At 56.1% G+C, this 13,035-nt stretch carries 7 protein-coding genes, 2 tRNA genes, 2 rRNA genes and 2 pseudogenes (1 of these 13 cut by a window edge); 6 read left to right on the plus strand and 7 right to left on the minus strand.

All coding sequences use genetic code 11. The features are described from left to right. The 4 genes from ETW24_RS01395 to ETW24_RS01410 all read left to right on the plus strand — a co-directional run. A tRNA-Ile gene (locus ETW24_RS01395) sits at window positions 1-14 on the plus strand; it begins 63 nt to the left of the window's first position. 435 nt (window positions 15-449) lie between these two features. Next, window positions 450-3,293: ribosomal RNA gene (locus ETW24_RS01400) — 23S ribosomal RNA — on the plus strand. A 223-nt stretch (window positions 3,294-3,516) separates the two neighbouring features. After that, a 5S ribosomal RNA gene (rrf, locus tag ETW24_RS01405) occupies window positions 3,517-3,631 on the plus strand. 46 nt (window positions 3,632-3,677) lie between these two features. Next, a tRNA-Met gene (locus tag ETW24_RS01410) sits at window positions 3,678-3,754 on the plus strand. Window positions 3,755-3,761: 7 nt separating this feature from the next. Here the strand turns inward: ETW24_RS01410 and ETW24_RS01415 are convergent. From ETW24_RS01415 to ETW24_RS01445, 7 genes and pseudogenes are all read right to left on the minus strand, one after another. Beyond that, a complete protein-coding gene (locus ETW24_RS01415) occupies window positions 3,762-3,911 on the minus strand; it encodes a hypothetical protein (protein ID WP_164982658.1) in 150 nt (49 codons plus the stop codon). A 68-nt stretch (window positions 3,912-3,979) separates the two neighbouring features. Beyond that, window positions 3,980-5,189 (minus strand): annotated as a pseudogene (locus ETW24_RS01420) (IS3 family transposase). A 429-nt stretch (window positions 5,190-5,618) separates the two neighbouring features. Then, window positions 5,619-6,406: pseudogene (locus ETW24_RS01425) on the minus strand (IS5 family transposase). Window positions 6,407-6,537: 131 nt separating this feature from the next. Next, complete coding sequence (locus ETW24_RS01430) at window positions 6,538-7,128, minus strand: YceI family protein (protein ID WP_129369433.1); 591 nt, start codon at window positions 7,126-7,128, stop codon at window positions 6,538-6,540. 131 nt (window positions 7,129-7,259) lie between these two features. Further along, window positions 7,260-7,883 (minus strand): hypothetical protein, encoded by a 624-nt coding sequence (locus ETW24_RS01435; RefSeq protein WP_205877323.1) that lies wholly within the window; start codon window positions 7,881-7,883, stop codon window positions 7,260-7,262. Further along, window positions 7,876-10,062 (minus strand): xanthine dehydrogenase family protein molybdopterin-binding subunit, encoded by a 2,187-nt coding sequence (locus ETW24_RS01440; RefSeq protein ID WP_129369434.1) that lies wholly within the window; start codon window positions 10,060-10,062, stop codon window positions 7,876-7,878. The genes ETW24_RS01435 and ETW24_RS01440 overlap by 8 nt, the downstream gene beginning before the upstream one ends. Window positions 10,063-10,064: 2 nt before the next feature. Next, window positions 10,065-10,529, minus strand: coding sequence for a (2Fe-2S)-binding protein (locus ETW24_RS01445; protein ID WP_129369435.1), 465 nt, complete (start codon window positions 10,527-10,529; stop codon window positions 10,065-10,067). A gap of 176 nt (window positions 10,530-10,705) precedes the next feature. Here ETW24_RS01445 and ETW24_RS01450 point away from each other — a divergent pair, with 176 nt between their 5' ends. Next, on the plus strand, window positions 10,706-11,404 hold the full coding sequence (locus tag ETW24_RS01450) for a TetR/AcrR family transcriptional regulator (protein ID WP_129369436.1): 699 nt from the start codon (window positions 10,706-10,708) through the stop codon (window positions 11,402-11,404). Between the two features lie 155 nt (window positions 11,405-11,559). Beyond that, complete coding sequence (locus ETW24_RS01455; protein WP_205877325.1) at window positions 11,560-12,678, plus strand: MBL fold metallo-hydrolase; 1,119 nt, start codon at window positions 11,560-11,562, stop codon at window positions 12,676-12,678. Window positions 12,679-13,035: the final 357 nt, after the last annotated feature.

The following is a 13,035-nucleotide window of genomic DNA, read 5'->3' on the forward strand; positions in this document are numbered from 1 at the left end:
TCCTCGACCCACCACTTCCCTGGGAGTGGCGATACGATTTGACCGTTAAGCACTGTGCAGTGTTTAACCGTCCAATCGGACGGAAATTGACATCGTAAAGAGAGATACAATCAACAAGACTGTTGGTCGCCCGAGTGTGGGATTGACCTCAGTCAGGTGCTGACTGTCCTTCGGGACGGGATGCGAGCTTCAGAATACGTCATGTTTCCTCAGACGTCCTGAAGTCTGCCTGATTGAAAAGACAGTGTTGTCCAAGTCAAGTACACTAACCCGGTTCAATATCCGCAAGGATTTGAACCCGCATGATCGCACGATCATGCAATAAGTTCCTGGTCGCAATTGTGGCCGGGAGCGGGATAGTTTGCTTTTTGGTTCAGGAAAACATGCTGCGGTTTCTTACCAGCTTCCGCAGCTGAGCGTGTTTTAGAACACTCTCTTTTTCTGGATCAAATCAAGCGCGAGAAGGGCGTTTGGTGGATGCCTTGGCAGTAAGAGGCGATGAAAGACGTGATACCCTGCGATAAGCTTGGGGGAGCCGGGAATAGGCTTTGATCCCAAGATCTCTGAATGGGGGAACCCACCTGAAAGTTTGTTATAATAGCCGCCGGTTCATTCCGGATGGCTGCTTATAATGGGCTTAACCAGGTACTTATAGACTGAATACATAGGTTTATAAGAGCAAACCCGGGGAACTGAAACATCTAAGTACCCGGAGGAAAGGACATCAATAGAGACTCCGTTAGTAGCGGCGAGCGAACGCGGACCAGCCGAGCCTGATGAGTGAGAAGAACATGTTGGGAAGCATGGCCATAGCGGGTGACAGCCCCGTATTCTAAGCTCTGAGGGACGTATTAAGTAGGGCGGAACACGTGAAATTCTGTCTGAAGATCGGAGGACCACCTCCGAAGGCTAAGTACTCCTTACTGACCGATAGCGAACCAGTACCGTGAGGGAAAGGTGAAAAGCACCCCGGCGAGGGGAGTGAAACAGTACCTGAAACCGAACGCCTACAATCAGTTGGAGGCCCCTTGAGGGCTGACAGCGTACCTTTTGTATAATGGGTCATCGACTTGGTCTCACAAGCAAGCTTAAACCGTTAGGTGTAGGCGCAGCGAAAGCGAGTCTTAATAGGGCGAATGAGTTTGTGGGATCAGACCCGAAACCGAGTGATCTAGGCATGGCCAGGTTGAAGGTGCGGTAACACGCACTGGAGGACCGAACCCACATCCGTTGAAAAGGATCGGGATGAGCTGTGCCTAGGGGTGAAAGGCCAATCAAACTCGGAGATAGCTGGTTCTCTGCGAAATCTATTTAGGTAGAGCGTCATCCGAATACCCCGGGGGGTAGAGCACTGGATGGGTAATGGGGCCCCACAGGCTTACTGATCCTAACCAAACTCCGAATACCCGGGAGTACTAGATGGCAGACACACGGCGGATGCTAACGTCCGTCGTGGAGAGGGAAACAACCCTGACCTCCGGCTAAGGCCCCCAATTCATGGCTAAGTGGGAAAGCAGGTGAGACGTCCAAAACAACCAGGAGGTTGGCTTAGAAGCAGCCATCCTTTAAAGATAGCGTAACAGCTCACTGGTCTAATCAAGATGTCTTGCGGCGAAGATGTAACGGGGCTCAAGCCATGAGCCGAAGCCGAGGATGCACATAGTGCATGGTAGCAGAGCGTAGTGTGACATAGTTCCATGCGTCCTTATCTTCCTGCGGGAAGAATTGGACGCAAGGAGCTTTCGATGAAGCGGGCGCGTGAGCGATCCCGTGGAGAGATCACTAGTGAGAATGATGACATGAGTAGCGACAAAGAGTGTGAGAGACACTCTCGCCGAAAGTCCAAGGGTTCCTGCTTAAAGCTAATCTGAGCAGGGTAAGCCGGCCCCTAAGCCGAGGCCGAAAGGCGTAGGCGATGGGAACCACGTTAATATTCGTGGGCCAGGAGGATGTGACGGATTGTGAAGGTAGTTCATCCTTATCGGATTGAATGGGCTGCTGATCAGTCCCTGGAAATAGCCCTCCATCAGACCGTACCCTAAACCGACACAGGTGGACAGGTAGAGAATACCAAGGCGCTTGAGAGAACGATGTTGAAGGAACTCGGCAAAATACCTCCGTAAGTTCGCGAGAAGGAGGCCCGGGTCCTACGCAAGTGGAATCCGGGGGCACAAACCAGGGGGTGGCGACTGTTTATTAAAAACACAGGGCTCTGCGAAGTCGCAAGACGACGTATAGGGTCTGACGCCTGCCCGGTGCCTGAAGGTTAAAAGGAGGGGTGAGAGCTCCGAATTGAAGCCCAGGTAAACGGCGGCCGTAACTATAACGGTCCTAAGGTAGCGAAATTCCTTGTCGGGTAAGTTCCGACCTGCACGAATGGCGTAACGACTTCCCCGCTGTCTCCAACATCGACTCAGCGAAATTGAATTGCCTGTCAAGATGCAGGCTTCCCGCGGTTAGACGGAAAGACCCCGTGCACCTTTACTACAGCTTCGCACTGGTATCAGGATTGTGATGTGCAGGATAGGTGGTAGGCATCGAAACCGTGACGCAAGTCGCGGTGGAGCCTCCCTTGAGATACCACCCTTCGCACTCTTGATATCTAACCGCGGTCCGTTATCCGGATCCGGGACCCTGCGTGGCGGGTAGTTTGACTGGGGCGGTCGCCTCCTAAAGAGTAACGGAGGCGCGCGAAGGTTGGCTCAGAGCGGTCGGAAATCGCTCGTTGAGTGCAATGGCAGAAGCCAGCCTGACTGCGAGACTGACAAGTCGAGCAGAGACGAAAGTCGGCCATAGTGATCCGGTGGTCCCGAGTGGAAGGGCCATCGCTCAACGGATAAAAGGTACGCCGGGGATAACAGGCTGATACTGCCCAAGAGTCCATATCGACGGCAGTGTTTGGCACCTCGATGTCGGCTCATCTCATCCTGGGGCTGGAGCAGGTCCCAAGGGTACGGCTGTTCGCCGTTTAAAGAGGTACGTGAGCTGGGTTTAGAACGTCGTGAGACAGTTCGGTCCCTATCTGCCGTGGGTGTAGGATACTTGAGAGGAGTTGCCCCTAGTACGAGAGGACCGGGGTGAACGAACCACTGGTGGACCTGTTGTTGCGCCAGCAGCAGTGCAGGGTAGCTATGTTCGGACAGGATAACCGCTGAAGGCATCTAAGCGGGAAGCCCCCCTCAAAACAAGGTATCCCTGAGGGCCGTGGAAGACCACCACGCCGATAGGCCGGAGATGTAAGTGCAGCAATGCATTCAGTTGACCGGTACTAATCGCCCGATAGGCTTGATTTGATCCAGTAACAGACAGTGTTACTCAAAACCAAACAAGCAAACACATCCCATAATACAAGACCTGGACAACGTTGATTGTAACCGACGCAAGTTGCACGTGCCTGCCGCCACCCGGCGGTGACACAGCAACCGGGCGGCATCTCGCGCATTTGCTGAAGCAAATACGCTGCCTGCCGCTCGCCAGCCTTGCTTCGCAAGGCCGTCGGAATTGGATTTTTCTTGGTTTGGTGGCTACAGCACAAGTGAAACACCCGGTCCCTTCCCGAACCCGGAAGTTAAGCACTGTCGCGCCGATGGTACTTGGGCTCAAGCCCTGGGAGAGTAGGTCACCGCCAAACCTAGTAAAATCCAATAATCTCTCAATACGGTCTCAAAAAAACCTGACGCGGGATGGAGCAGCCAGGTAGCTCGTCAGGCTCATAACCTGAAGGTCGCAGGTTCAAATCCTGCTCCCGCAACCAGAACTAATTAACCTGACATATCAAAGGCTTCGGATCTACCATCCGGGGCCTTCTTCGTGTTTAGGCCTTCCGCAACCGACGCCAGCCGCAACAGCCCGGCCAGATCCCCCTCCAGCGTCAGATCCAGGCCAGCGCCCGCCGCCGCAGGCGTCAGCACGATCCGCTCCACCAATGCGCGCAGTGACTCTGGACGTGTCCCGTTTTCGTGCCGCTCCAAGTGCTCGTTTAGGCCACTTTCCGTTCGAATGCGACGGGGCTTTTCCAGCCCAATGCTGAGTGCCGCCGTCGCGGATTGTAGAAGCCATTGATGTAGTTGAAGATGGCCAGTTCAACGGCCCTACGCGTTGGCCACGACCTTCGCCAGATCAGCTCTGCCTTGATCGTTTTGAAGAACGTTTCGACCGCCGAGTTGTCGTAGCAATTTCCCTTGCCGCTCATCCACTGCCCCGGCAGTGCATGTTTACATGCATGAGAGGGGGACACGCTGAACCCGTGTTGTCGCAGGATTATCTGATAGTCATGAGAACAGTATTGCGATCCACGATCCGTATGATGAATGCAGCCCATAGGCGGTGATCTGAAGGCTATAGCCATGTTCAGCGCCCGGATCGCCAAGTCCCGCTTCATCCGATTGCTGATGGCCCAACCGATCACCCGCCGGGAATGCAGATCAAGGATCACCGCCAGGTAGAGCCAGCCCTCGCGCGTCCACACGTAACTTATGTCACCTGCCCATTTCTGATTGGGCGCATCTGCGCAGAAATCCCGGTTCAGCAGATTGGGTGCGATGTTGAAGGCGTGGTTGCTGTCCCCCTCTCGGCTGATTGCTTCGCAATCGTCTGCCGGGCAATGGTCGTCACCTTGTATTTCTTAGATCGTTCGACACGGATGCCATTCTCACGCATCAAACGCCCGACGCGACGATGGCCAATGTTCAGGCCCAACTCCTTCAGTTCCTCGGTCATCCGTGGGCGGCCATAACTGCCCAGGCTGAGGCGAGATTGTTCCTTGATATGCGCCAGAACGACCATGTCAGTGCGCTGCCTTTGACTGGCCGGGCGGCTGCGATAGGCCCGTAGACCGCGCTCACTGACATCCAGCACATTGCACATCCGCTTGGCGCTGAAGGTATCAGTGTGTTCTTCGATGAACCTGAACCTCATGGCTTTTGGCCCGCGAAGAACTGCGTTGCCTTTTTTAAGATCTCCCTCTCCTCCTTGAGAATGCGGTTCTCCCGTCGAAGCCGTTCATTCTCTCGGGCAAGGTCGAGGTCTTTGTCGGATACCACCTCGGTGTCGCGATGCGCTGTGATCCACTTGTTCAGGGTCGAAAGGCCAACACCCAAATCAGAGGCCACTTGCTTCCTGCTCAGCCCGCTCGTCAGCGCAATCCGCACCGCATCGGCCCGGAATTCTTCTGTCCGTTTCAGTCCCATAGTTCGTCTCCTTTGCTGCAATAAATGCTATCAAAGGAGCGGCATCAAACCGCGACACGTCCAGTTTACTGCGCCGGATTGGGTTGGATCGACCCGGGTTGTAACCCTGCAGAGACGGAAATTGTGGATAAGGGCCTCGAAATACGGAACTTTCCCTCTGCAGAGGGAGCTGGGCAGGGATGCGGGCATGGACCGCCCCGGCGTGGCTTTGGGGCAAAATCTTTCCGGGAGGGAATTATCCGGATTTTGGACCAACCGGAGTCTGCGCCGCGGGAGTTTGCACAAAACATTGTGCAAATCCGGTGGCTGGGCCGCTTGATTGGCGGGCGAATCTACTGGTCCAGGACCGGCTCTGGACCATTTTTGCGCGGCACCTCGCGCAGCCAGCACTTGATGGCCTCGCCGTCAAACTCCCTTTTTCGAACTAGGTCATGTTGACAAAAGGCGGAACCATAGGCGGATTGACGTGATGTCGATGAAACCCAGAAAACTCTCAGCAGTTTTGTCATAACGGGTTGCGACACGGCGCGCGTTCTTGAGCTTGTTGAAGCACCGTTCGACCATATTGCGCAGCCGGTAAAGCGTATGATCCACTCCAACACGCATCTTGCGGGTCTTTCGCATCGGGATTTGCGGCTGGATAATGCGCTCGTTCATGTTTTCCCGAATGCGATCAGCGTCATATCCACGATCTGCCAGCAGCACTTTCGGCTCGGGCAGGTTGTCAGCCATGACAAGATCAAAGCCAAGGTAATCTGACGTTTGCCCCGGCGTGATCTCGGTTCTCATTGGCAACCCGTGCGCGTTGACGCAGAGGTGGATCTTGGTCGAAAACCCACCTCTTGAGCGGCCAAAACCCTGTTCCGGAGTCCCCCTTTTGCGCCAGCGGCTTGGTGGTGCGCGCGGATCACGGTGCTATCAACCATTTGCAGGGCGTCGGGGACGGCTCTGCTCTGGTTCAGGGCATCCAGGATATCCTCCCAAAGCCCTGCCAGGGTCCAGCGCCTGAACTGGCGGTAAACGCTGGACCATTTGCCGAACTCCTCAGGTAGGTCCCGCCACGGGGACCCGGTTCTGGATATCCAGAAAATCCCATCCAGAACAAGGCGGTGGTTGGCCGGTTTGCGCCCGTTTGCAGCGCGGATAGCGAGGATGAAGTGTTCAAAAAACGCCCATTCCTCATCCGTCATCAGATCTCGTGCCAAGCTGGTCTCCATCGAAGATACCAGCTTGAATCACGCCTGCGGTGCGTTGTGAATCCCTTTTGTCAACACCGCCTAGGCGCATGTCTTGCGTGGACATGTGCCGTTTCTTTTGCGGGAAATGGCACAGAGCTTTTGTGAAGCGGCTATTCGACGGCCTGCATTTCGGTATCGATTTCGATGACCAGTGTCCCAACCGGGATGGTCATGCCGACACCGAAGTCCTTGGGCTCGATTTCGGTCCGCGCGTGAAACGCGGCCCAGTCGCCTTTGTAGTACTCCAGGAACTGCGCCAGCGGGTGCTTGCCGATGTGGGTCAAAGTGGCCTGAAGCGTCACGTGCTTGGTCACCCCGTGCATGGTCAGGTTACCGGTGATATCAGCAGTCTTGTCGCCAGTGCGGGTAACTGAGGCGCTTTCAAAGGTGATTTCCGGGTAGGTTTCCACTTCCAGAAAATCGGCATTCTTGATGTGATCATCCAGCGCAGCGACGCCGGAATGGATGCTGGTTGCATCCACGACCGCGTTCAGGCTCGCGCCTTCGATATTGGCTTCATCCAGAACCAGGGTGCCTTCAGCCTTGGTGAACTCACCATGCTGCATCGAGACGCCTGCATGGCTCCATGCAACGCGGACTTCGGTGTGGCCCTGCTGGGTCTTATAGGTTTTTTCTGCAAAGACAGGGGTCGCCAGCAGAAAGGCGGCTGCAGTTGCGGTGAGGAGGTTTGAGAAAGACATGGCATCTCCAATCTTGAGGGTTGAGGAATTGGGGGCGCGGGCGAGGAAAAGCGTGTGTTCCACGCACCCCCTGGCTCCGGCCGGAACCTGAATCTGTCCATGTTCGGGCCCCGGTCAGACGAGGTCAGGCATCAGGGCTGATAGGGTTCTTCCCGAAGCGTATGGCTGACCAGAAGCTTGAAGAACAGGATTGGCAGGAACCATTCCAGGTGCTCGGGATTCTCGAAAACGTAGAGCGAAAGAAGCAGAGCGATGCAGTAGACAAGGGCCGCAAACGGGCGCTGCAGGTATAAAGGCGTCAGAAGGATCGCCGCACAGGACGCGAGGGTGAAACCATAGACCATGGCAATCCAGCCCAGATCAAAGCCCAGAAACGCCCAGCTGAACAAAGTGATCTGGATCAGGTGAATCGCAATAAAGCTCATATGAGCCTTGAAGCCTTCGCCCTCGCGGAAGAACCAGCGTTTGGCTGCGGAGGTCGAATTGGTAATGGATCCGCCGACCATGTCCACGGCGATCAGAGCAACCAGAATATACTGCCAGATATTCCAGTCAGCGCTCTGGAAGAGGCCGAAGACAACAACGCCGGCAGCAAAGATGAACGGCGGATAAAGCTGAAGGTTCTTTTCCGCTTTTGTCGCTCCTGGGCCGATCAGCGTGTCGATGAAGCCCCAGAAGCCAGCCCGTTTTTCGGGCAGCGTCCAATCAATTCTCATAGTCTTGTCGTTTCCTTTATGAGTTTGCAATTCAGGCAAAAGTCACGCCGTTTTCAGCCATCGGCAGTTTGCTGACCATCGTGCCAGCCAGGGCCGCAATGGCATTGGCCAGAGCCGGGCCTGCCGGAGGCGTTCCGGGTTCGCCGATGCCGCTGGGGGCTTCTGCCGAGGGGATGATGTGGACATCAATGGCGCCGATGTCCCCGATGCGCAGCGGCTCGTAATCCGGGAAATTGAACTGGTCCACTTCGCCGCTGCTCAGAGTGATCTGATCACGCATGATGTGCCCGATGCCGTAACCGACGCCGCTTTGGATCTGGGCATCCACGATGTCCGGGTTGACAGCAATGCCGCAATCCACCGCGCATGTGATTTTCTCAATCTTCACGCCGTCTTCCGGATTTCCGGACACTTCGGCAACAAGGGCAACAAAGGTGCCAAAGGACATATGTGCCGAAATCCCCTGCGCATGACCGGCAGGTGCCGTGCCCCAGCCGGCCTTTTCAGCGGCCAGTTTCAGAACCGCTGATTTCCTCTGCTGGTTCTTGTTATCCGCGCCTGCAAGATACTTCAGCCGGTACTCCAGTGGGTCGGTTCCGGCTGCCTTGGCTGCCAGATCCATCATTGTTTCCATCACGTAGGCGGTATGGGCGTGGCCGATGGAGCGCCACCACAAGACTGATGTTGCCTTCTGGGTATCTGTCAGGCCCAGGGCAAATCCCGGAATGCTGTAGGCCGTATCAACAGCCCCTTCCACGGAAGTGTGATCCACGCCGTTATGCACGACAAGGTGCTCGAACGGGGTGCCTTTCATTACAGATTGACCGGCAATTTGGTGCTGCCAGCCGACAATGCCGCCATTGGCGTCCAGTCCGACCCGCACCTTGTGGCCGAAGGCAGGCCGGTAGTAGCCGCCCTGGATATCATCCTCGCGCGTCCAGACCAGTTTCACCGGCCGCGTCCGGTCCGTCATGATAAAGGCCATGGCCGCTTCGACCTGATAGTCCGCCGTCGGGGTTGCCCGGCGACCAAAGGAACCGCCTGCGAACATCGACTTGATGTGGATCTTTTCCTGCGGGAGCCCGAAGATTTCCTGATAGGCCAGATGGGTTGCCGTCGGCATCTGCGCACCATCATGGAGCACGATGTCCCCGTCTTCGGTCTGTTCAATGGTGCAATTCAACGGCTCCATCGGGGCGTGCGCCAGCAGCGGGAAGTAGAAGGTCTTCTCAATGGTTTTTTCCGCCCCATTGATGTCTGCCGCCACTGCATCCGGATCCGTGCTGTTTGCCCGGAACTCAGGTTCCGCGTCCAGCGCCGCCCGGATTTCGGCTTCAACCTCATCAGAGCTGCGGGTCTCGGCGGTGGAAACATCCCACTCAGCCTCAACCGCTTCCCGCGCCTGAATTGCGGCCCAGGTGTTTTCCGCATAAACGGCAATGCCCGCCTTGTTCGGCAGCACTGCGGTGTGCAGGTAGCCTTTCACGTCCTGCGCAGCGCTGTCGTCAAAGCTGACGGCCAAACCGCCCCGCGACGGCGGGCGCTTGATCAGCACAACCATTTGGTTGGGAAGATGCACATCCATGGAAAATTTGGCCTGACCATTGCCTTTGCCTGCGGAATCCAGACGGCGGGCCGCAGGTGAGCCGATCAGCTTGTAGTCTGCCGGGTCTTTCAATCGCGGGTTTTCAGGCGCCGGGAGCATCGTGGCAGCCGCCACAAATTCGCCGATGGGCGTTGAATGCCCGGCCGCTTTAACAATCCCCTCGTCGATTGTGATTTCCGCGGCATCAATTCCCCATGCCGCAGCCGCGGCCGCGATCAGCATCTCACGGGCTGCCGCGCCGGCCTGGCGGTACTGATCCCAGGAGTTGACGAGGGATGTGGAACTGCCTGTGCCTTGGAAAATCTCGAACCTGAGGTTGGCATAAAGTTCAGGATTGGAGGGCGCGAACTCGAACTCGATCTGATCAAGACGCAGGCCGATTTCTTCCGCAATCAGAGTAGAAAGCCCGGTGCTGATGCCCTGACCGGCCTCATAGTGCTTGACGATCGCTGTCACTACGCCGTCCGACCCGACTTTGACAAATGGATTGAACTGAGCCTGGCTTGCCTCGGCAGCGGCAAGACCGCCGCTGGGATTCACTCCGACAAAGAGAACAGCTGTGGAAGCCGCAGCCCCCTTCAGAAAGTTTCGGCGGGACGTATTCGGGGTCATCTTCAGCCCTCCAGAATTTCAGCAGCGCGCAAGATACCGGCCCGGATACGCTGGTACGCAGCACACCGGCAGGCATTCCCCGACATGTAATCGTCGATGTCTTCCGCCGTAGGTTTGGGGGTTTCTGCAAGCAGCCCGGCCGCAGACATGATCTGCCCGGATTGGCAGTAGCCGCATTGAACGACATCCAGCTCCAGCCAGGCCTGCTGCACAGCAGCTCCGATGGCTCCGCTGCCGACGGCCTCGATGGTGGTGACTTCCGAGCCCTCAGTATCTTCTATGTATGTCTGGCAAGAGCGGACCGGCTCACCATCCAGATGCACAGTGCAGGCACCGCATGAAGCAACTCCGCAGCCAAATTTCGTTCCGGTTAGTTTTAGTTCGTCCCGGATCACCCAAAGAAGCGGGGTTCCCGGTTCAGCTTCGACCATGTGCGTCTGGCCGTTCAGTTTCAGCTTGATAGTCATTTTGTCATCCCTCTGGCGGAACCGCCTTGCCGTCGCCTGGCCAACGGGCGGCTTGGCAGAAGCTTCTTGAAGATGCCTTCTTCGGTATTTTGAATCACCATATACTGTCAACACTTGTTGACTTGCAGTGATGACAACAAGCTTGACTTCCCGCCAAAAGCGATCACATTCGCGTCATGACTTCGGAAAATCCAACCATCCAAACCAAAAACTTGATCTTCAAAGCTGGAACCAGTCTCAGCACGGAGCTGATTCTGGATACCGCCCTCGCTCTGGCTGAGGAGGTCGGAAGCCTTGAAAAACTGTCCCTCCGGAAAATAGGCAAAGCCTTGAATGCCGATCCCACGGCGATCTACCGTTACTTCCGCAGCAAGAATGAATTGTTGCAGGCCATGGCGGACCGGATCTATGCAAGGATGCTGCCTGCCAGGGACATGGAGGACGAAGACTGGGCCACTCAGCTTACAGAAATCGCATCGTCTGTCCGAAGTGTTTACCTGGTATTTCCAACGATCGGGCTGGAAGTGACAAACCTGTCTGACTCTGATGCCAGGGCAGCCAGTTACGTAATTGAAGCAATCTACCTTGCGCTGGAGAAATCCGGACTCCCGGAAAGGCAAATCCCGATTTTCGGAGAAGTTCTGCTTTCCATGGCTATCGGCGTTGGAACTGGTGAACATGTGTTCGGTTCTGATCCGGTCCGCGGCAAGGAGCTGGTTAGGCAGAAGCAATCAAAGCTTGATCCAGCTGAGTACCCGAACTTGACCCGGTATTTGGGCAATCCGATCCCTTCAAATGATGAAGTGTTCGAACTTGCCGTTCAAATGCTGATCGAAAAGATCTCAGCAAGTGCCAATGCCAACACTAAAAGCTGAACACCTGAGGGAAACCCGTCCAAGAACCGGCCAACACATCGCCAAGGAATGTCCCGGCTTTGGACGCTGCCTTTTTCAGTTTCCGCAGCATGAATCGTAAGAAAGACCGCCCTATCAAACGGATGGCCTTGGGCTGGCAGCCTCAGGCAAGGAATATGAAACTGAAGAGCCTCGCTCTCCTGACGGCCGGATTTCTCCCGCTGCTAAGCGCATGTGCTTCCTACGAAACAAAAGACAAGTCCCAGACCATGAGCAGTTCAGTACCCAGCCATCACACTGCCAATGGCAGCTTCAGAAACCCTCCCGGCAGCCCAGCACGCGAAGGGTCCGCCGGAGAGATGCTCAGGTTCATCATGAACCAGCTGCTTTCTTCTTTCAAAACACCTATTCCCAGCGATCATGTCCTGGGAGTTGACGAATTCCGTCGGCAGTTGGCGGATGCCCGGAATCCAAGTGTGACTTGGCTGGGCCATTCAGCCTTCATCATTAGGCTGGGCGGCAAGGTCATACTGACAGATCCTTTCCTCGGGGAAACTGCGGGTCCTGCGGGCTTTGGCCCCAAACGGTTTGTCGCAGCTCCGATCACCGGAGCGGAGCTTCCCAAGGCAGATGTGCTGTTGGTCAGCCACAACCACTATGACCATCTCGACGCACCCACAATTGAGGCCTACTCTTACAAGGCCGACACCCAGGTTATTGTGCCACTGGGTTTAGGAACGTTCTTTACCAGCCGCGGCTATTCAAAGGTGATCGAACAGGACTGGTGGGAGGAGTGGCAATCCGGCTCCCTCAGAATCTCCACATTGCCGGCAATCCACAACTCCGGCCGCGGGCTCCGAGACAAGAACAAAACGTTGTGGGCCAGCTTTGGCATCTACTCCGAAGAAGGCAGTATCTGGTTTTCCGGCGATACGGCGAGCGGCCCTATCTTTGACGGGCTCGGCAAAAAGGCGGGGCCTTTCGATTTGGCCTTGGTGGCGATAGGAGCATATGAGCCGCGCAAACTGATGAAGGGAGCCCATGTCACGCCAGAAGAAGCTGTTGATCTTGTAAAGAGAGTTGGTGCGCGAACCGCAATCGGCATGCATTGGGGGACAATTGCGTTGACGCCCGAGAACCCGTTTGATGCTCCAACGAAGTTTCGGCAGGCCGCTGAAAGGCAGGGCCTGGGGGCAGAAAAAGCTGTCGTGATGAAAATCGGTGAATCCGTAAATCTGTCTGCCGGAGACCTTGCGCTGCCGCACCTCCTGCAGCGAGATTTTGGCAGTATCTAGCTTCGCCCTTTCCAGCGGAGTGTGAACTGGCCCCCGTTTAGACCGGACACCTTGACTTGACCAAGGAGGCTTACCCACGCTTTGCCCGAGACATGTGAATTCGGGTGGCAGGTCTCGCTGGAGCATGCTCGAACGGCTGGTTTTCACGCCGCGCAGCGGCGCCGAAAAAGATGCAGTCGCGGCGATTTTGCTGCTGCGAGCGCGCGCAGCGAAAACACCCAAGGTACAGGTTGGGCTCCGACCGGGCGTTCGCCGCGCCAGGCGCGAATGACGATAGGCAGCCCGGAGCGGACATGCGAATGAGGCACGCGGTGCTGGATGCTGCAGGCGCGAGGCTTGTCAGCCAATTCATCCATT

It is taken from the genome of Leisingera sp. NJS204 (genome assembly GCF_004123675.1).
In the GTDB taxonomy this organism is placed as follows: domain Bacteria; phylum Pseudomonadota; class Alphaproteobacteria; order Rhodobacterales; family Rhodobacteraceae; genus Leisingera.